The 19,078-nt window shown below is 53.8% G+C and carries 18 protein-coding genes; 6 read left to right on the forward strand and 12 right to left on the reverse strand.

The features are described from left to right. Positions 1 to 14: 14 nt before the first annotated feature. The 3 genes from ruvC to TREAZ_RS08765 form a co-directional block, all read right to left on the reverse strand. Positions 15 to 551, reverse strand: a complete 537-nt coding sequence (gene ruvC / locus TREAZ_RS08755; protein ID WP_015711476.1) for a crossover junction endodeoxyribonuclease RuvC — start codon at positions 549 to 551, stop codon at positions 15 to 17. Further along, a complete protein-coding gene (locus tag TREAZ_RS08760) occupies positions 532 to 1,272 on the reverse strand; it encodes a YebC/PmpR family DNA-binding transcriptional regulator (protein ID WP_015711477.1) in 741 nt (246 codons plus the stop codon). The genes ruvC and TREAZ_RS08760 overlap by 20 nt, the downstream gene beginning before the upstream one ends. Positions 1,273 to 1,409: 137 nt before the next feature. Next, positions 1,410 to 1,649 (reverse strand): hypothetical protein, encoded by a 240-nt coding sequence (locus tag TREAZ_RS08765; RefSeq protein WP_015711478.1) that lies wholly within the window; start codon positions 1,647 to 1,649, stop codon positions 1,410 to 1,412. Positions 1,650 to 1,722: 73 nt separating this feature from the next. Here TREAZ_RS08765 and TREAZ_RS08770 point away from each other — a divergent pair, with 73 nt between their 5' ends. From TREAZ_RS08770 to hisS, 3 genes are all read left to right on the forward strand, one after another. Then, a complete protein-coding gene (locus TREAZ_RS08770; RefSeq protein ID WP_015711479.1) occupies positions 1,723 to 2,841 on the forward strand; it encodes an N-acetylneuraminate synthase family protein in 1,119 nt (372 codons plus the stop codon). 81 nt (positions 2,842 to 2,922) lie between these two features. Then, entirely contained in the window at positions 2,923 to 3,750 is an 828-nt protein-coding gene (locus TREAZ_RS08775) for a PilZN3 domain-containing protein (RefSeq protein ID WP_148257774.1), read from the forward strand. Between the two features lie 14 nt (positions 3,751 to 3,764). Then, positions 3,765 to 5,090 (forward strand): histidine--tRNA ligase, encoded by a 1,326-nt coding sequence (gene hisS / locus TREAZ_RS08780; protein WP_015711481.1) that lies wholly within the window; start codon positions 3,765 to 3,767, stop codon positions 5,088 to 5,090. A gap of 11 nt (positions 5,091 to 5,101) precedes the next feature. Here the strand turns inward: hisS and TREAZ_RS08785 are convergent, their stop codons facing one another. Further along, the gene (locus TREAZ_RS08785) at positions 5,102 to 6,313 is read right to left on the reverse strand and encodes a pyridoxal phosphate-dependent aminotransferase (RefSeq protein ID WP_015711482.1); all 1,212 of its coding nucleotides are present in this window, start codon (positions 6,311 to 6,313) and stop codon (positions 5,102 to 5,104) included. Positions 6,314 to 6,362: 49 nt separating this feature from the next. On the opposite strand from TREAZ_RS08785, the gene TREAZ_RS08790 reads away from it, so the two are divergent. Beyond that, positions 6,363 to 7,745 carry a sn-glycerol-1-phosphate dehydrogenase gene (locus tag TREAZ_RS08790; RefSeq protein WP_015711483.1) on the forward strand — a complete coding sequence of 461 codons (1,383 nt, stop codon included), beginning with the start codon at positions 6,363 to 6,365 and terminating at the stop codon, positions 7,743 to 7,745. 206 nt (positions 7,746 to 7,951) lie between these two features. Here TREAZ_RS08790 and TREAZ_RS08795 read toward each other — a convergent pair whose 3' ends face one another. From TREAZ_RS08795 to TREAZ_RS08805, 3 genes are read right to left on the reverse strand one after another with little or no spacing between them, the layout of a single operon-like run. After that, entirely contained in the window at positions 7,952 to 8,614 is a 663-nt protein-coding gene (locus TREAZ_RS08795; RefSeq protein WP_015711485.1) for a hypothetical protein, read from the reverse strand. 29 nt (positions 8,615 to 8,643) lie between these two features. Next, positions 8,644 to 11,142 carry a bifunctional aspartate kinase/homoserine dehydrogenase I gene (gene thrA, locus TREAZ_RS08800; RefSeq protein ID WP_015711486.1) on the reverse strand — a complete coding sequence of 833 codons (2,499 nt, stop codon included), beginning with the start codon at positions 11,140 to 11,142 and terminating at the stop codon, positions 8,644 to 8,646. Further along, positions 11,142 to 11,441, reverse strand: a complete 300-nt coding sequence (locus TREAZ_RS08805; protein WP_245535006.1) for an ArsR/SmtB family transcription factor — start codon at positions 11,439 to 11,441, stop codon at positions 11,142 to 11,144. Before TREAZ_RS08805 ends, thrA begins: the two co-directional genes overlap by 1 nt. Positions 11,442 to 11,504: 63 nt before the next feature. Between TREAZ_RS08805 and TREAZ_RS08810 the strand changes: the two genes are divergently transcribed. Continuing rightward, positions 11,505 to 12,650: a cysteine desulfurase family protein gene (locus TREAZ_RS08810; RefSeq protein ID WP_015711488.1), complete on the forward strand. Its 1,146-nt coding sequence runs from the start codon at positions 11,505 to 11,507 to the stop codon at positions 12,648 to 12,650. After that, a complete protein-coding gene (thiI, locus tag TREAZ_RS08815) occupies positions 12,647 to 13,825 on the forward strand; it encodes a tRNA uracil 4-sulfurtransferase ThiI (protein WP_015711489.1) in 1,179 nt (392 codons plus the stop codon). The genes TREAZ_RS08810 and thiI overlap by 4 nt, the downstream gene beginning before the upstream one ends. A 12-nt stretch (positions 13,826 to 13,837) precedes the next feature. On the opposite strand, the gene TREAZ_RS08820 is transcribed toward thiI, so the two are convergent. The 5 genes from TREAZ_RS08820 to galK are packed head-to-tail and all read right to left on the reverse strand — an operon-like array spanning position 13,838 to position 19,040. Beyond that, positions 13,838 to 14,245: a bacteriohemerythrin gene (locus tag TREAZ_RS08820; RefSeq protein ID WP_015711490.1), complete on the reverse strand. Its 408-nt coding sequence runs from the start codon at positions 14,243 to 14,245 to the stop codon at positions 13,838 to 13,840. Positions 14,246 to 14,272: 27 nt separating this feature from the next. Beyond that, on the reverse strand, positions 14,273 to 16,357 hold the full coding sequence (locus tag TREAZ_RS08825; protein ID WP_015711491.1) for a 6-bladed beta-propeller: 2,085 nt from the start codon (positions 16,355 to 16,357) through the stop codon (positions 14,273 to 14,275). Further along, positions 16,354 to 17,079, reverse strand: a complete 726-nt coding sequence (locus TREAZ_RS08830) for a tetratricopeptide repeat protein (RefSeq protein ID WP_015711492.1) — start codon at positions 17,077 to 17,079, stop codon at positions 16,354 to 16,356. Before TREAZ_RS08830 ends, TREAZ_RS08825 begins: the two co-directional genes overlap by 4 nt. A gap of 1 nt (position 17,080) precedes the next feature. Continuing rightward, positions 17,081 to 17,881, reverse strand: a complete 801-nt coding sequence (gene surE / locus TREAZ_RS08835; RefSeq protein WP_245535007.1) for a 5'/3'-nucleotidase SurE — start codon at positions 17,879 to 17,881, stop codon at positions 17,081 to 17,083. Next, on the reverse strand, positions 17,871 to 19,040 hold the full coding sequence (gene galK / locus TREAZ_RS08840) for a galactokinase (RefSeq protein ID WP_015711494.1): 1,170 nt from the start codon (positions 19,038 to 19,040) through the stop codon (positions 17,871 to 17,873). Before galK ends, surE begins: the two co-directional genes overlap by 11 nt. Positions 19,041 to 19,078 lie beyond the last annotated feature (38 nt).

Raw genomic sequence — 19,078 nt, forward strand, 5'->3', positions numbered from 1 at the left:
TATAAAAATGTTCATCATCCAAACGTAACCGAATGCGCCGCGCACACCGCAGCGCCCAGGGCGTCGGCAGCATGGTCGGGCCTGGGTATCTCCGTAAGGCCCAGGAGAAAACGCACCATCTCCTGAACCTGAGCCTTGCCCGCCGAACTTTCACCCACCACCGCTTTCTTGATGGCATTGGGAGTAAGCTCCAGCACCGGAAGGCCCGCCTGCGCCAGGGCCATGCAGAGCACTCCCCGGGCTTCGGCCACTGCCATGGCGCTTGAAACATTCTTGCCGAAATAGAGATTTTCTATGGCCGCTTCCGCGGGCGTATATGTTTTGAGCACCTCAACAAAAGATCGATAAATAAAAAAAAGGCGCTCCGCCCTGGGGCGGTTCGCCTCTGTTTCGATGCAGCCGTGGGCTATGTAGCGGAGCTTATTGCCCGTATAATCAATCACCCCCCAGCCAGTGGAGGCAAGGCCGGGGTCAACGCCCAAAATCCTGCGCCCTGCCCGATCGCTGGCGGCCTTGAGGAGGCCGCTTTTTTTACTCGGACTCGAACCCATCGGGGATGGCGATATTCGAGTACACGTTCTGAACATCGTCGTTTTCTTCGAGCCTGTCGATGAGTTTTACAGCCTTTGCGGTCGCTTCGTTTTCAAGGCTTACCTCGGTATCGGCAACCATGCTGATTTCGGCGCTCATGGTTTCAAAACCCTTTTCAGAAAGGGCATTGGCCACGGCTTCAAAATCTTCAGGGGCGGTGGTAACTTCGACGATGCCATCAGAAGCAGCCACATCTTCGGCGCCTCCGTCGATGGCAGCTTCCATCACCTGATCTTCGGTGTATTTTTCCCCGTCCAGGGTGATGATCCCCTGGCGCTTGAAGAGCCGCGAGACAGAGCCGGCCTTGGCAAGCTCGCCGCCGCCACGGGTCAAGAGATTGCGTACATCCGCAGCCGCGCGGTTTTTGTTGTCTGTAAGCACCTCGATGAGCAGCCCTACCCCGCCTCCAAGGAAGGCTTCGTAAGTCAGTTCTTCGTAGCTGACGCCTTCAAGTTCGCCGGTGCCCTTTTTGATGGCATTGGTGATATTGTCCTTGGGCATATTGGCGCCCCTGGCCTTGAGGATGGCAGTCCTAAGCCGGGGATTCCCATTGGGATCGCCCCCGCCCATTCTGGCGGCAATAGTAATTTCCTTGATCAGCTTAGTGAACATCTGGCCCCGCTTTGCATCAGCGGCACCCTTAGCGTGTTTAATAGTCGCCCATTTGCTGTGGCCCGACATAGAATCTCCTTACCAAATGAATTGGAATATATTTATAGCAGAAAATAAAAAGAATGGGAAGAGGGAGCGAAGCATCTTGAGGGATAGTTCAAGACAAATTTCCAGGAAACTGCCCTGGCCTATCCCTCGGGGATATTTTACGCCTTGCTGGCGTCGAATTTACCTTTTTGTATTGCTTTTTCGATGGATTCCTGGACAAGCTTAGAATACCAATCGTAAGAGAAAGGCGCCTTGGTTCTGACCGTGGGTTTAATCAGGGCTTCAAGTTTGTCATGGCAGGGTTCGCAAATGTCCCGGTGGGCCAGATGGAAATAGTTACGGTTCGAAACAGGAGACTGGATGATATTCCTGCACACATCGCAAGTAAGGGTCTTCATATAAAACTCCTTTAATGTATAATTGTCTATAATTAGTATATCCCTAGTGAAAAAAAAAGTCGAGGGGGAAACCATGGGAAATGAAAAATTTCGCATAAAAAACACCGAATATAGCCCTAAAAAAGCGCTTATTATAGCCGAGCTGGGAACATCCCATGGAACAGACCTGACAAAGGCCCGGGAACTCATTGCCGCCGCTGCCGAAGCCGGCGCCGATTGCGTCAAATTCCAGATAGTCTACGCCAATGAGATACTCCACCCCAATACCGGGGAGGTAGCCCTTCCCGGAGGCAATATCAGGCTTTACGACCGCTTCAAGGAGCTTGAAACAGACCCTTCGTTCTACGCCCAAATGAAGGAAGAAGTTGAAAAACGGGGCCTCCTTTTCCTCTGCACTCCCTTTGGCCTGCAAAGCGCCAGGGAACTCAAGCGCCTGGACCCCTTTTTCATCAAAATAGCATCCCCGGAGCTTAACCATACACCTCTGCTCAAAGAAATAGCCAGTTACGGGCTTCCTGTCCTGCTCTCGACAGGGGTTTCGAAGCTGGGGGACATAGAGGAAGCGGTAGAAATACTGAGGGGCGGGAAAAACAAGGCGAATTTATGCCTCCTTCATTGTGTGACCTCGTATCCGGCCCCCGAAACTGACTACAACCTTAGGGTTTTGCAGAGCCTGAGCTCGGTTTTTGGCCTCCCTGTGGGGGTGAGCGACCACAGCATGGACCCCGAAATGGTGCCGGTTCTCGCAGTGAGCATGGGCGCCTCGGTCATCGAAAAGCACTTTTGCCTCTCCCGGGACGATCCGGGCCTGGACGATCCCATCGCCCTGCCCCCCGAAGGCTTTAAGGCAATGGTCAAGGCGGTACGGGAAGCTTCCGCCCTGGGGCCTCAAAAAACCCTGGAGGCAAAGTCAGAAACCTGGGGGGGTGAAAAAGTCCAGGCCATTCTTGGGGATGGAATAAAGCGCCTGGCGCCATCCGAGAATGCCAATTATACCCGCACCAATCGTTCCATCCATGCCTTGAGGGACATAGAGGAGGGGGAAATCATCACAGAGTCCATGATTTCGATATTGAGGACCGAAAAGATACTCCGGCCGGGGCTTCCGCCCTCCTGGGAGGGCTATGTGATAGGGAACAAAGCCAGGGCCTTCATCCCTGCAGGGGAAGGGATACGTTTCGATGATATATAATTTGCCCCTAAAACCTGCCCTGCACCATGCCCTTGCCAAATTTATAAAACTTATATAAATTGAAAAAGAGGTTAAGGGAAGATGGCAACAGCGCCTGCGGGGCCGGCACAATACATGGCAAGGTTCTCCGAGTCAAGCATACCGTGTAATCAGTACGCCCTTGCTAAACTTGGGGTGGATCGCGCCCATTGTTCCCTTAAAATCGAAGAATATGTGATACTCTGCGTGCCCTTCCAGCTGGGTTTCAAGCGCTCCATTTTTTTGGCATCCCTTTCGGTCCAGGAGCTTACCTTTTTTCAGCGCTATGTGAATGGCATTGTGGGGCTTTCCATAGCCTTGAACCCTGAGGCCAGGCCGGAACCGGTAAAATTCTTTATTCGCTGCAACCTGAGCACCATAGGGCAGATGAAGGGCAGGGAGAATGTGGGCCTTTTTGTGGTGGACTTTAAGACTTCGCCGGACGAGATGATCAATATCCTGGGAAACTTTATGGATACCCAGGACAGAATCAAGATGCAGTATGAGGATTATGGCAAAAAATCCATCAGGATTACCCCTGATGTTGCCAAGGCCATGGGCTACAATATGTACGCCACTATCATAGAGCCCAAGAAAGAAGCCCGGCGCATACAGATCTATTCCCTTTCCAGCAAGACCGTGGAACACATGGAAGCCCCCGGCGCGCCTCTCAGGCCTTCAGGATCTCCCATAGCCTATCAATTTTACTTTAAGAAGTACCGGGTTTCGGCTGCGGGGATAGTCTCTACTTCAGAGACCCTCCCCCAGGGCATAGTCCGTACCACAGCGAACCTTGCCTTTAGCCCCGAACTTGTGGAAATCATAGATGATTACTGGTATAACCTGAGGGTTGCTCCGGCCGCAAACGCGTCAGGAAAACTAAGCTACTAAAAAAAGAGAAAAACATGGCAGCATTTATTGAACCCAGGATCCTTAAGGGGTTTCGGGATTTTTTGCCCCCTGCGGAAATAGCCCGCAGGGATCTCCTCGAAAAGATCGAAGCCTCCTTCCGGTCCTTCGGCTTTGTGCCCATAGACACCCCTGCCCTGGAATATACAGAAATCCTTCTGGGCAAGGGCGGCGGCGAAACCGAAAAGCAGGTCTACCGCTTTAAGGACAACGGGGATCGCGACGTAGCCCTGCGCTTCGATCTCACCGTCCCCTTTGCCCGCTTTGTGGCGGAACACCGCCAGGAAATCGCCCTCCCCTTTAAGCGGTACCACATTGCCAAGGTGTGGCGGGGCGAAAACACCCAACGGGGCCGTTACCGTGAATTTACCCAGTGCGACTTTGACATAGTGGGCAGCGACAGCGCAGCCGCCGATTTTGAAATACTCCTCATGATGAAGAATGCCCTTGGTGTGCTTGGCGCAGGCGAAGTCAGTATCAGGCTCAACCACCGGGGCCTCTTTAACCGCTTCCTCTCCCGCATCGGCGTACTCGATAAATCGGTGGATATACTGCGGGCTGTGGACAAGCTTGAAAAAATCGGCAGGGACGAGACCCTCAAACTTTTGTCAGAATCCACCGGCACTGCAAAGGCAGAAGAAGTCCTCAAGTTCATTGAGATAAAAGGCAGCTTTGACGAAATTCTCAATGCGATGAAAGAAGCAGCCTCTGGCAATGAAGCCTGCCCCGAGGCCGAGAGGCTCATGTTGATACGCCGCTTTATGATCGACTCAGGCATAGCCGAAAATTTTGTGCTCGACCCTTCGATCACTCGGGGCCTTGATTACTACACCGGCATAGTCTACGAAACCCTGCTCAAAGAAATGCCCGAACTAGGCTCAGTGTGCTCAGGGGGCCGCTACGACAACCTGGCTGCTCTCTATTCCAAAGAGGCCATACCCGGCGTAGGCTCCTCCATTGGCATAGACCGCCTTATCGCCGGCCTTGAGCACCTGGGAAAACTCCAGGCAAGGCCCAGCTATGCTTCCGCGGCCATCGCCTGCATCAAGGAAGACAAAGGCGGCTTGAACCAGGCCCTGGCAGAAAAATTCCGGCAGGCGGGGATCCCCTGCGAAGTGTTCCTCGACGAAGCAAAGCTCACCAAGCAGTTTATGCTGGCCGAAAAAAAGGGCCTCCGCTGGCTGATCATTCCCGGCGAAGACCCCTTAAAAAGCCCCCTCATCCTCAGGGATTTGCCATCTCGTGAAAACAAAGAGGGCCTTTCGGTGGAAGAAGCGGTAAAGGCGATGTCGGCCTTGCATCATGAAACACAGGAAAGTTAGACCGCGACAGCTCACCAATTCTCCATGGCTTTTTTGAAGGCTTCTCCTGACGCTTTGATAATCTTCTCGTCCACGCAGTAGGCAAACCGGAGCCAGCCGGGTTTGCCGAAACCGGTGCCTGGCACCCCCAGGATGAGGTACTGCTTGAGGTGATCCACAAAGGCTTTGTCGTCTCCTGCTTCTCCCTGGGTGAGGGGCTTGCCGCCTTTGCCGGGGACTTTACAGAACAGGTAGAAGGCGCCCTCCGGCCTGGCGTAGGGGATGCCAACGTCATCCAGAATTTTGGTGAACGCTGCCCTGCGGCGGGCGTATATGTCAATGTCAACTTTGGCAAAGATGAGTTCCGCCACTATGCGCTGCATCAGGGCCGGGGCATTCACAAAACCCAGGATGCGGGTGGCAAAGATAAGAGCGCCAACCACATTGAGTTTATCGCTTACCTTGGGCCCTACAGCCACAAAGCCTATGCGCTCGCCGGGGAGGGAAAGACTCTTGGAATAGGAGCTTACCACCAGGGATTCGCTGTAGACTGCCAGCACCGGGGGCACTTCGATGCCGTCGTAGGCGATCTCGCGGTAGGGCTCGTCAGAAATAAGATAGGGCATGCGGCCCGAGGCATTGCCGTGCTCTTCCAAAATCTTTGCAAGCTCCGAAAGGGTCTGAGCCGAATAGATGCGGCCTGTGGGGTTGTGGGGGGAGTTGATCAGCACTGCGGCGGTTTTGGCAGAAAGCTTTGCCTTAATGGCATTGAGGTCAAGGTTGAAATCGGGCAGGGTGTCTGCCTCTACCAGCTTGCCGCCGTGGTTCCCCACATAGGAGCGGTATTCCATGAAATAGGGCCTGGGCACTATGACTTCATCCCCTGGGTTGAGTATGGACTTAAAGACCACGTTGAGGCCGCCTGCTGCGCCTACTGCCATGACAATATGGGAGCCGTCTATGGCAACACCATGCTCTTTTGAAGCCTTTTGGGCCAGGGCTTCGCGCACTTCAGGATACCCTGCATTGGGCATATAGCCATGGGAGCCTTTTTTGTCTTCCTTGGCCATTTTAAGGAAAACCCGGTGGAAGGCCGGGGGCGGCTCTATGTCAGGGTTCCCCAGGGAAAAATCAAAGACCTTGTCAGCACCGTGTTGTTTTTTAAGCTGGGTTCCTTCTTCAAACATCTTCCTGATCATGGACTGGGAACCAAGGGCCTCTTTTATCGCATTCGCTATTGGCATGTCTCCTCCGTAGCTTAAATATACATCATAAAATGTGGTACAGTAAACCATGAACGAAAACACATTAACCGCCCTGTCTCTGGACGACTGCATTAATCAGGCCGATGAGACAAAAGAGCTTCTTTTAAAACCCGGCGCCCTGGACGAGATCCCGGGGCTTCTTTCAAAATTCTTTGCCTCCAGGGCGGTTTGCGTTATAGCGGACGAAAACACCATGAAGGCGGCGGGAAAGCGGGTCAAGGACATAATAGAAGATGGTGGAACCAAGGTCGCCGGGATGCATATATTCCCCGGGGAACCCAGGCTCCATGCAGACTACGGCCATGTTCGTTTCCTTAAAAATTTCATGGCTTCCCTCGGGGGCTACCCTGAACTGGTTCCCATTGCAGTGGGATCAGGCACAGTCAACGACCTGGTAAAATGTGCGGCCTATGAACTCCGACTGCCCTATCTCTGTGTGCCTACAGCCGCGTCGGTAGACGGCTTTACCCCCAACGGGGCCGCCCTGCTCCTGGATGGCTTCAAGCAGACCCTGCCCTGCACTGCCCCCTTGGCACTGGCTGCCGATACCGAAGTGATAGCCAGGGCGCCGGCCTTCCTCTCTTCATCGGGCTTTGGGGATCTGGCGAGCAAAATAACCGCAGGCACCGACTGGATCGTCGCCGAAAAAGCAGGGGCTTTCGGGGCGCCTGAAGCGCCTGCAAGGGATCCGGTTTGCTGGTCCATGATTCAGATCAATCTTATGGACAACCTTCAAAATTCGGTCAACGCTGTCCAGGGCGACGGAGACGCCATAAACACCCTTTTCAAGTCCCTCGCCATAACAGGCTTTGCCATGCAGTACATGAAAAACTCCCGCCCGGTTTCGGGGGGGGAGCATCTTTTTAGCCATGTGTGGGAAATGGAAGACCTTTCCATGAACGGGGTACCTGTCACCCACGGGCACAAGGTGACTATTGGAACCCTGGCGTTAACCGCCTTCACGGAAACATTTTTTGCCGATCCTTCCGGCCCTCCTGCCATACCCAAGGGCTTTAAGCGGCCCAGCCTGGAGGAGAGGGAAGCCGAAGTTTCAAGGGCCTTCGACGGGAGCCCTGCCCACGACGGCATAGTCAAAAAATCAAAAGAGAAATTCATGGACGACAAAAAAGCCGGGATAATCAATGAAGCTTTCAGGGATTCATGGAAAGATCTTCGGGCCAAAGTGCTGGCTAAACTTCTCCCCTATAAAGAGCTCAAAGAACTCCTGGCAAAGGCCGGCTGCCCAGTGCTGCCCGAGGCAATTGGCCTTGCCCGGGGCTATGCTATTGCCACAGCCCGCCGTGCCCAGATGATACGCAACCGTTATGGCGTCATAGACATAGCCTGGGACATGGGCGCCTTCGAGGGCATACTCGCAAAGATGGAGAAATCGGAAATTTATTTGAGATAGGGGCGGCAGCTGCTTATAGTTTCCGGCGTTCCGTTTCCGTCAACTTAAACCGGGCGCCTATAATTCCCATTTGAGGTTCTGCATAGAAACGGATCTCTTCGGATGTACCGGTGAATGATATTTCATCTCCGGAATCCGTTTTTGAAGACCCTGCCTGCATGGTATGCGAGCCGTTGGCGACAATTATTTTGGCCTCCTGAACTCAATTATATCCCTGCGCCGATTTTTATTGAGAAATTGTGCGAGGCGCTTGCCTTAAGAGGCGGAAGCGGTAAATTCCCGACTTTTTCGCCGTCATACCGGACACTGTACTCGCTTATTTTTGAAGCCCATCCCAGCCGGTAACCGGCTTCGAGGTACATGTATTTAAAAACATGGAATTTTGCCCCAAGACTCAGGCCCAGGCCGCTTGTGCCCGAACCGGAAAGAGTGACATCTTTGCCATTGGCCTCGCCTAATTTATAGCTTATCAATGCAAGAGAACCCCCTATGCTGCCGACAAAAGACCAGCGGGGCGAAAAATAATAATCAAAATAAGCTCCAATGAGGCCAGACATATAATTAAAGCCGCCCAATTCGATGTTCAGCCCCAGGGCAAACAAGTCGTTAAAATAAAAGGGAAGCCTGGTATCAAAACTTATGCCTACAGGCTTTTTAATGTCTGAAGGGCTGTAATCATAATAATAGATAGGTCCATGATTATCGCTCAGCCAAATTGAATACGCTGCATTATCCCCGGAAATATCCCCCCCGGCCATAAAATTCGGCCCGAGGGAAACATTGCAATGGGCTAAATATTCCAGAAAGGTTAGGGAATAAACAGGGATTGAGCCAAGGATCAAAACAAAAATAATGATAAATTTCTTCATACGCTGCTCCTCTTATAATCTATATGACCCTAAACCAGGGTCCGCGCGATCCTCACAATATCCGCGAATACTCCCCCGGCTGTAACCTGGGCGCCGGCGCCGGGGCCTTTTATGACCATGGGGAGGCTTGAATAACGATCCGAGGAGATCACTACAATGTTGTCCGAGTCTATCAGGGAAAGGAAAGGGCTGCCTGGGGCTTCCGCCCGGAGCGAAAGCTTTGCGGCGCCCTCTTCGATAATGGCGACATAGCGCAGGGATTTGCCTTCAGCCTCAGCTGCGGCGCGGCGTTTTTCAAAATCCCTGTCGGATTTTTCAAGCTCCGAGAAGAAGGCTTCCACATTGTCAGCCTTGAAGCAGGAGGGGGGCAAAATCGGTTCTATATCCACAGCAGGGAATTCCAGGGAGAGGCCGCATTCACGGGCAAGGATGAGGGCCTTTCTGGCGGCATCCATGGCATTAAGATCATCCCGGGGATCGGGCTCGGTGTAACCCTTGGCCTTGGCTTCCCGCACCAGGGCCGAGAAGGGTTTGGAGCCGTCGTAATTGTTGAAGATGTAGCTCAAGGTACCTGAAAGGACCGCCTCTATGCGGCGCACTTTATCCCCCGAAAGGAAGAGATCCCGCAGGGTGGAAATGACCGGAAGCCCGGCGCAGACTGTGGTTTCGTAGAGATAGGGTATGCCCCTTTCGCGGGAAAAACCGGTGAGGGTTTTGTAATAGCCCAGGCTGCCTGCGTTGGCCCGCTTGTTGGGGGTTACTATGGGAATGGACGACTGGAGTATTTCGGCGTACCATCCTGCAACTTCGTCACTGGCAGTGCAATCGCAAAAGCAGGTATTGGGCAGGTTCATGGCCTTCATTTTTGAAACGAAAGCCTGCAAATCGAGGGCTTCCTTTCCTTCCCTTAGCTGGGCTTTTATGGATTTTGGATCAAGCCCCGACTGGCTGAGCATCATGTGTTTGGAGTCCCCTGCGCCAACCAGGTTAATCTTTATCTTGTGCTGATCAGCCAGAATTTCGCGCTGCGCCGCAATCTGTTCCAGGAGGGTTCCGCCTATGAGTCCTGTACCCAGGAGAAAGAGATTCACCGAACGGACCCCAGAAAGGAAAAAGACTTCGTGTATGGCGTTGAGGGCTTTGGCCTCGTCCTGCTTTGAAATCACTGCGGAGATATTGAGTTCCGATGAACCCTGGGCTATGGCTACCACATTGATGCCGTTGCGGCCAAGCGCATGGAAGACCTTGCCCGAAACGCCGGAGCTGTGCTTCATCTTTGCCCCAACCACTGCGACAATTGAAAGATCCGTTTCCGCAATGGGAGGCTCGATATGGCCAGCGGCAATTTCCGTCCTGAATTCTTCTTTGACCGCTTCGCAGGCGATTTCAGCATCCTCGGGGATCACCGCAAAACAGAGGGAGTACTCACTCGAACTTTGGGTAATAAGGTTGATGTTGATGCCCTTCCTGGCTATGGCGGTGAACAACCTGGCGGAAAAGCCCCTGACCCCTACCATACCCGAACCCTGGACGCGGAGCAGCGCCATGCCGCTCATGGAACTTATGCCCCTGATGGGGAAAGGACCCTGGCTTGCATCTTTGACAATACTGGTGCCAGGGCAGGCGGGGTTAAAGGTGTTCTTGATCCTGATGGGTATGCCTTTTTCCAGGGCCGGCCTGATGGTAGGAGGGTAGATCACCTTGGCGCCAAAATGGGAAAGCTCCATGGCCTCTTCATAGGAGATGCTTTCTATGCGGAAAGAATTTTTAACCTGCCTGGGATCTGCGGTGAGTATGCCATCCACATCGGTCCAGATCTCCACTTCTTCGGCATCCAGGGCCGCCCCTATGATGGCTGCGGTAAGGTCGGACCCGCCCCTGCCCAGGGTAGAAGTGGTATCGTCCATGGTGGAAGAAATAAAGCCCGTGGCAACCTGGATAGGCGCTTTGGCTTTGGCTGCCCCTGCATCCATGGGCAGCTTGAGGGAAAGAGAATTAAAATAGGAGCGTATGCGGCCCGAAGTTTCTTCAATAAAATAATTGGCCTTGCCAAAAACCCGATCCGTTTTTATCAGGGGCCGGGCATCAAGGTAGGACGCGGGTATGCCCCGGGAGCTGAAAATAGGCGCTATGAGGGAGGCCGAAAGCCTTTCCCCAAAACTCATGACAAGATCCTGGGTACGGGGCGAAAATTCCTTGAGGGCCGCAATACCATCCAAAACGCGGACAAGCTCCAGAATGGCATCGTCCAGGGCCAGGGAAGCTTTTTCCAGGGCTTCGCCTGATAAAAAAGCCCCTGCTGTTTCAAGGTGCCGCTTCTTGAGGGATTCTGCGGCTTCACGGTAGGCGCCATCCCCAGAGGCGGCCTTGAGGCTCATGCTGATGAGGCTGTCCGTGACCTTCGAAAATGCCGAAACTACCACGACCCGGACTCTGTCCCGGTGCTCCCCATCTTTGAGTATATCAATAATCTTGCCAATAGCTTCAGGGGTTCCTACTGAAGTGCCACCAAATTTCAAGACCAACATTAAGGACTCCGTTTCTCGTCTACAATTTTCGCAACCAGATCTCGTATAAAGTCATCGGCAATGGAATAGATCCGCTTGTTTTTTTGCACTGTGCAATCTACTATACCGCTTTCCTTTAAAACTGCAAGGTGCTGGCTGATAACAGGCTGGCTCTCGCCCAGGCAGTTCCAAAGATTAGTGACACAGGTGTCATCCTGCTTGGAAATAGCGCAGAGAAGCTTGAGCCGCACAGGATGGCCGCAAACTTTGAGCTTTTTTGAGTATTCATCAATAAGAGGATCTGAGCAAAATGTTCCCATATCCATGATTATCAAGTTTCCCATGGTCTTGTCAGGAAGTCAATACTTTTTTATGATTTATTGATGGATAAGCGACGCTACTTCGACTGGGCTGCCACTGCCCTCCCCCTTCCTTCCCTGGGGGATATTGATATAAAAAATACATTCGGAAACCCTTCATCCCCCTATGCTGAAGGCCGCCAGGCAAAAGAAGCCCTCGAAAAAGCCCGATCACGCTGCGCAAAAGCCCTGAAGGTACCCGCCGAGTGTCTTTATTTTACTTCCGGGGGTACGGAATCCAATGCCCTGGTGCTCCATTCCCTGCTTTTGCGGCCAAAGAAGGTGAAATTCCTCTATTCCGCAGTGGAGCATCCTTCGGTCAGGGAAAACTGCCTGGTCCTGGAAAAGCTGGGGTTTTCCCCGGCCATTATCGAGGTTGAAAAAGACGGCAGGGTAAGCCCTGAAATTCTTTCCAAAGCCCTGGCAAAAAATCCCGATGCCCGCCTTGCCGCCATAATGGCTGTGAATAATGAAACCGGGGCCATCATGGACATGGAAGGGCTTTCAAAAATCTTGCGGGCAAAAGATGGCGCCCCGGTGCACTTCCACGGCGACCTGGTTCAGGCGGCGGGAAAAATCCCCCTCGATATAAGAAGCTGGGATCTTGACTCGGCCTCGTTCACGGCCCACAAGCTGGGGGGGCCAAGGGGCATAGGACTCCTCTATCTGAGAAAACCTTTGGAAGTCCTCTATTCAGGGGGCGGCCAGGAACGGGGCATACGGCCGGGGACCGAAAACACCTCCGGCGCGTTGGCCCTGGCAGCCTGCCTTGAACAATATGCCTCCCCGGATGCGGTCAAGCTTGAGCAGGAAAAGGCCCGCCAGCGCTGGGGCCATCTCATAGGCGGTTTAAAGAAAAACCCCCGGGCTTTGCTGATACCCGAAAGCCGCACAGAAGATGATCTCCGTTTTTCGCCCTGGATACTGCAGGCAAGGTTCAAGGATGTCCCCGGCGAAGTGATGGTCAGGGCTCTGGACAGCGAAGGCTTCGCGGTCTCCACTGGTTCTGCCTGTTCGTCATCCTCCCCGGACAGGCCGGTTTTGGAAGCCATGGGCTTGGACGAGCATGCCCGCCTCGAAGGCATCAGAATCTCCCAGGGCTGGTCCACCACCCTAGAAGACATTGTCGCCCTCCTTGAGGGCATCGAAAAGGCGCTGGCATTCCTGTGAGCAAAACCCTCTACCTCCTCAAGCCTGGGGAACTTACCCTTAAAGGCGGAAACCGCCAGAGCTTTGAAGCAGTCTTGCGGCGCAACCTTGCAGCCCTCCTCAAAGGCACAGGCGCCCAGGTCTCGACAACCAACGGCCGCTTTTTTGTGCGCTGCCCCGAAGGCAGCGAGCTCCAGGCAGAGGACGCCCTGAACCACCTCGTCGGGATTTCAGGCTGGGCCAAAACCAGGATCTGCGAAAAAGAAAAGCCATCAGTGCTGGCTGCCTGCGTCGAAGAAGGCCGGCTCCTCGTTTCCAAGGGGATAAAGACCTTTAAGGTTGAAGCCCGCCGCACGGACAAAAGCTTCCCCCTCAATTCCTACGAGATAGAATGCCAGGCAGGGGACGCCATCTGCGAAGCCTTCCCGAACCTCAAGGTTGATGTCCATGAACCCGAAGGCATTGTCTCGGTGGAAATACGGGAAAAGGCTTTTATTTACGGCATTGCAAACCAGGGCCTCCGGGGCCTGCCGGTAGGAACCGCAGGCCGAGGCCTCCTCCTTCTTTCGGGGGGCATAGATTCCCCGGTTGCAGGCTTTATGATGGCCTGCCGGGGCATGAGCCTTGAGGCAGTTTATTTCCACGCCTATCCCTACACCTCCAACGAGGCGCGGCAGAAAACCGTAAAGCTTGCGGAAATAGTAGGCCGCTATTCCCTTGGCATGCGCCTCTTTGTCATAAACTTCACCCCCCTCCAGATGAGGATCAAGGAACGTTCCCCCGAAGAATGGCGCACCGTCCTTCTCCGCATGGCCATGATGGACTGCGCGGAAAAGCTGGCCATCAGGAGAGGGAATAAATGCCTTGTGTCAGGCGAGAGCCTTTCCCAGGTTGCAAGCCAAACCATAGAAAACATCACTTGCACCCAAAGCCGTGTTACCCTGCCTGTCCTGCGCCCCCTCATAGGAACCAACAAGGAGCAGATTATAGGCATGGCAAAAAAACTCGGCACCTACGAAACTTCGATATTGCCGTATGAGGATTGCTGTGTCCTCTTTAGCCCGCCCCACCCCATACTCCGGGGAGATCCGGAAGAAGCCTGGAAGCTTTACGAGGCACTGGAATGTGGGGATCTTATAGAGGAAGCGCTGCGGGCAAAGGAGCTGGAGAGGTGCGGGTATCCGGCTAAGCCTTGACCCGCAATTCTGCTATTTATCCGCAGCCTTGACAAAGGCGGCCATGCGGAAGTCGTCGCCTTTTATGTGGTTGAGGAGCCATGAACCTACGGCAGCGCTGACTTCGGCGATAATGGCCTGGTTGGGGCCTTCTTTGGTGAGGCGCTCGGTGTAGGTGCCTACGGTGCTTTTAAAATCATCGTGGATGCGCTTGTGGTTCAGGTAGTCGGGGTAGTTGAACTGCTTCTGGAGTCTTTCTTCGTCAGCAAAATGTTTGATGGTATACCCGGTGAGGAAGTCCACAGTCTCCATGACTGCCTTATCCCCCTTGCCGCTTTGACTGGCCTCCATCATGTTATTCACCGCAGCGATAAGTTGTTTGTGCTGGTTGTCCACCAGTGCATAGCCTGTTTCAAGGCTTGAATCCCATTGATATGCCATTTCATTCTCCTTGGTATAGTATTGATATTATTCCAAAGGCGGGAAGTAGCCTGTACTGTCCCTGCCTGATCGATCCATAAGGTAGACTTCTGCTTCCAGAGGAAGGTAGGCCCTACCGAAATCCGTGGACAGTCCGGAACGATAACTTAAAATATAATAGCCCGAAGGCTTATGCGCAAGCTCCTGAATGACAGGCCCTATGCCCTGATTACGGTAGAGGGGAAGCACCTCGCCGCCGGTCTCTTCGCAGAGGTATCGCAGATCCGCCCCAGGAGCATTCCCCCCTACGAGGATCGCGTAGAAAATTATATTGTTGTTGGCAAGATAGGCTGCCAATTCCGAAAGGCCGTACTGCTCGAAGGCAAGCTCGCCGAGGCTGTTGGTTTCGCCGTTTTCAGCGCCTGAACCCACGAAGACCACGGCACGCTTCTTTTCCGCAGGGAGGAGATCGGTGGCCGCAAGGCGGAGGCCAAGATCGAACCGCCAGCGGGGGCTGTAGTTTCCGCTTCTCGCAGCCTCGTCGAGGCGGCGGGCCGGGGTGCTCCCGGCGGCGGGCACGAGGCTTTCCCTTTGGGGCTGCTCGCCTGCCGAGACAAGGGATACCACATTGCCGGCAGCCGCATTGATGTCCCGCACGGCAGCGGCGAGGTCATCCCGCAAGGCCCGGGTCGCAGGGGAACGTTCAACCAATATGGATACATCGCTGCGGTTCGAAAGGAAGCCGGCGCCCAGGAAATTCTGTTCCGCCACAGTCTGGCCCTGTTCGCTCAGGAGGAAGTTGCGGGCATCAAGGCCCACTACGGGGCGGCGAAGCCTGTCCTGCACCTGGATTTCAGCCTGAACCAGGGGGAAGTTGTCGGATACTATGCGGTCTATCTGCACGAAAAGGCCCGAAGCCATATCCTCCATGCGGGTCATGATGGTTACTTCCCCTGAAAGGAAGTCGGCTGCAAGCACATTGCCGTTGCGATCTATATCGGCCCCGGTTATGCGCACCCTTCCGGTATTCCCAAGAACCCCAAGCTCGTTCACTATGGCGGTGTTGGGATCGATGAGGAGTATGCGATTGGCATCGGATACCAGGAGGGTACCGTCATCGAGGAAGCGGAGGCTTTCTGGGGAAAGGAGGACATCCCCGGTGAGGAGGCCAAGATATGATCCATTGCCGTCAAAAATGTGGATCTGTTTGGCAAGGCCGTCCGCAATATAGACGCGTCCGTCTTTGGCCGCGATGCCCGTAGGGGAGGTGAAGCCCTGAAAGCCTGAACCTCTTACGCCAAAGGAAAGTATGAAGGTCCCTGAAGGATCGAATTTCGAGATCCGGCGGTTGCCATAGTCCACCACGTAAAGATAACCCTCTTCATCAAGGGTGAGATTTTGAGGGCCCACAAATTCACCGGGCGCCAGGCCTTTGGAGCCTATATAATACTGCCAGTCCCCGTTATTCGAAAGGACGCTTACCCTGCCCCCCCGGAATTCAGAAACATAGAGCCTGCCGTCAGGGCCCCTGGCTATGTCGTAGGGCCTGTCGAAGCCATTGAGAGGGCCCCGCTTGCGGTCCCGGATTATGCCGTTCACATCAATACGGACAAGCTCGTTGCTGCCATAGGCCGCTACCCAGGCAGAGCCGTCCTCGCAGGCAAGGACAGCAGTGGGCTGACGGTAGAGGGAAATTTCGCCGTTGGTATTGGGATAACGGCCGGACTCCACATAACGCACAAGGGGCACAGGAAGAAGGCTCCGGCGGTTTCTCACGGTTTCAATAATGGAGCCTAAAAGTATGCCCTGCCCCGAGGTATACCCATAGGCGGCCGCAGCTGCCTGCCACTGCCTCAAGGCGGTATCCTCGAACCCCGAACGGTAATAAGCCCTGCCCAGCCAATCCAGGATCAAGGACTCGCCAGGGCGGAAGGCCAGAGCCCGCTCAAAGGAAAGTATGGCTTCGTTGAAGGCAAAGCGGTTATAAGCCTGAACCCCTATGCGGAATTCCTCACGGGCCCTGACCACATTGAGATCGGGCCCCTGGTTTTGCTCTGACTGGAATTGCTGGGCATACAGGAAAACTGAAAAAAGGAGAAAAACAAAAACAAGGGTAATGGGCTTATTCTTCATACTTCCCCAGTAACCACCCGTAAGTGATCCTTAATCTCCTTTTGCTGGGGGGCAGCCTCAATAGCACGGCGAAGCCAGGTGCGGGCTTCAATGAGTTCGCCGTTTTTGAAATAGGCCCAGCCAAGGGAATCGAGATAAGCGGCGCTCTGGGGTTTCAGGTCCACTGCTTTTTTGCAGCAGCGCAAGCCCCGCAGGGGATCTATGTCAGAATCGACCAGGACATAGCCAAGGCCATTAAGCGCAGTAGTGTTGTTCTCGTCGAGGTCCAGGGCTTTTTCATAATAGTCAACAGCCTGCTTGTAGTGCTTCTGGGTCCATGCCGCAAAGGCCAGGGTAGCGTACAGCTGGGCCGACTCGAAGCCGTTATTGGCAAGCCGGTGAAGTTCAAACTCCGCCATTTTTGATCTTTTGGTGAGCACATAGATATAGGCCAGGGTCATGCGGCACTGATAGACCCTTAAGGGATCCTGGCCGGAAGTTACCACTTGCTCGAGGTATAGCAGGGCATCGTCGAAGCGTTCAAGCTTGGTGTAGCAGAGGCCCAGATAATAGGCCAGCTCGGTGTTTTCTTCGGGGCTGAATTTTTCAGCGTTTACAAGAAGCAGTTCCTGAAGGGCCAGATCCCAGCGTTTGAGGCGGTAAAGCCGTACCCCCTCTTTTATAGCTCCGCCCTGCCCTGCCTTTCTCGGCGGGGGCCCGCCTTTCCCTTCGGCCTCTGCCATGCTAAGCCTTCCACTGGGAGCTTCGCTGGAAGTTCCGCTTCCCTGCCGAGGCATAATCGGGGACGCCGGGGCACAGATCCCTGCGCACCACAGGATACACACAGACAGGGCTTATGGAAACAAGGTTTTTGGAAATCGCATCATAATCAGAGCCAGCCTCGGGCGCCACAGTCTCTTTTCCTGACAGAAAAAAAACCCAATCCTTCCCATGGGGGTCCTTCATGAACTCAATTCGGTCATGGTAGTCCTTGACCGCAGGCCATGTTTGGACCTGGCCCGAAGGCCCCTTGGGATTGTTGGGAATATTCACATTGATAAACACATCTTCCTTCCAGAGGGCGATAAATTCATCCAGATGATCCGCCGCATAATTTGCTGCCATATCCCAATAAAAATCCTTTCTCCCATCGAGGGAAAGGGCTATGCCCGGCACTCCCAATAACGCAGCCTGTCTCGCGGCAGCAGCAGTACCCGAATAAATGATGTCCGTTCCCAGGTTTGCCCCATGGTTGATGCCCGAAATCACTACATCAGGCTTGCAGGGCCTGCCTCCCAGTATGGGGAGCATGGCGCAGTCAACAGGTTTCCCCGGACAGGAATAAGTATCTCTATCAATTTCGGCAAGCTTTAAGGGATTTCTTAGCAGGGTAAAGCCGTGGGAAACCCCTGAACGGTTCGAATCAGGGGCAAGGACAAAAACATTGTGCTCTCCCCTGGAACGGAGTACCTCTGCCAATTTCAGGAGGCCATTGGCGCTAATGCCATCGTCATTGGTCAGCAGTATGTTCATCTTAGCCTGCATTTGCCACAATCCTGGCCCCGGTGGCCGGCTTCACCTCGTAGATCACCGGATGGAAGCCGAAAATACGCTCGTAATCCTCGAGCCGCTTTTTATATTCCTCGATGGTGTCTTCCTTTATAAAGGTAAAAGTGCAGCCCCCAAAGCCGTCGCCCGTCATGCGGGAGCCCAGAACCCCCTCGATTTCCTGGGCCCGCTTCACAAGCCAGTCTATTTCAGGACAGGAAACTTCGTACAAATCCCGCAAACTTTCGTGGGAATGGAACAGGATCTTGGAAAATGCCGGAAGATCCGGCTTTTTAAGGGCAGCCCCGGCGTCTTCCACCCTGCGCAGTTCCTGCACAATGTGCATGCTCCGCCTGCGTATCTCCTCGGGGAGGTTCCCCATGGATTCAACCAGATCCAGGGCCGCAAATTCCCTGAAGGTCGCCTCCTGCTTTTTATGGGAGAGGAGATCGAGCCCTTTTTTAATGTCCACCCGCCTCTGTTTAAGCTCATCCTCAACCCCCATACGGGGCACCCGGGAATCCATAATGAGGAGCTTGTACTTGGTCAGGGGCGATTTTATCTTTTTTATTTCCAGGGAGACCTCGTCCACGATGAGAAGCTGGTCTTTTCGGGCGGTCAAGGCTATAAGATAGTCCACAGGGCTGATATTCTTGCCGAAAAACAGGGCCTTTGAAGCTGTCAGCCTGGTCAAAAGCTCTTTCTCCGTGATATTCGCTTGAAAAATGCCCTTTAGAGCTACCGCAGCGGCCATTTCCATGGCTGAGGAAGAGGCAAGCCCCACCTGCTGGGGTATATCCCCGGAAATCGTGAAGTTAAGGCCCTTTACCGAATAGCCTAGCTCGGCAAAAATGTGGATAGCCACCTTGATATAGTTGGCCCAGCGGTCTTCCCGCTTGTATTTGAGGTTGACCAGGGTGGTGCGCTTGCGTTCACCCAGATCCGCAGCAAAGAACCGGAGGGAATTGTCCTTCCGGAGACTAACCGCTACCCGGACGTACCGGTCTATAGCGGATGATAGGAATAATCCAGCCTTTGGTTCACCATGCTCACCCAGGTAATGTATGCGGCCGGGTGCTTCGGCTATGACAACAGGTTCGGATCGATCGGCGTCTAACTCGTATTCCTTACGGTGGATGGGACCGATATCCAGCATTTATATAAACCCTCGTTGAACAATCTGGAGAAAGTATT

It is taken from the genome of Leadbettera azotonutricia ZAS-9 (genome assembly GCF_000214355.1).
GTDB classification, from domain to species: domain Bacteria; phylum Spirochaetota; class Spirochaetia; order Treponematales; family Breznakiellaceae; genus Leadbettera; species Leadbettera azotonutricia.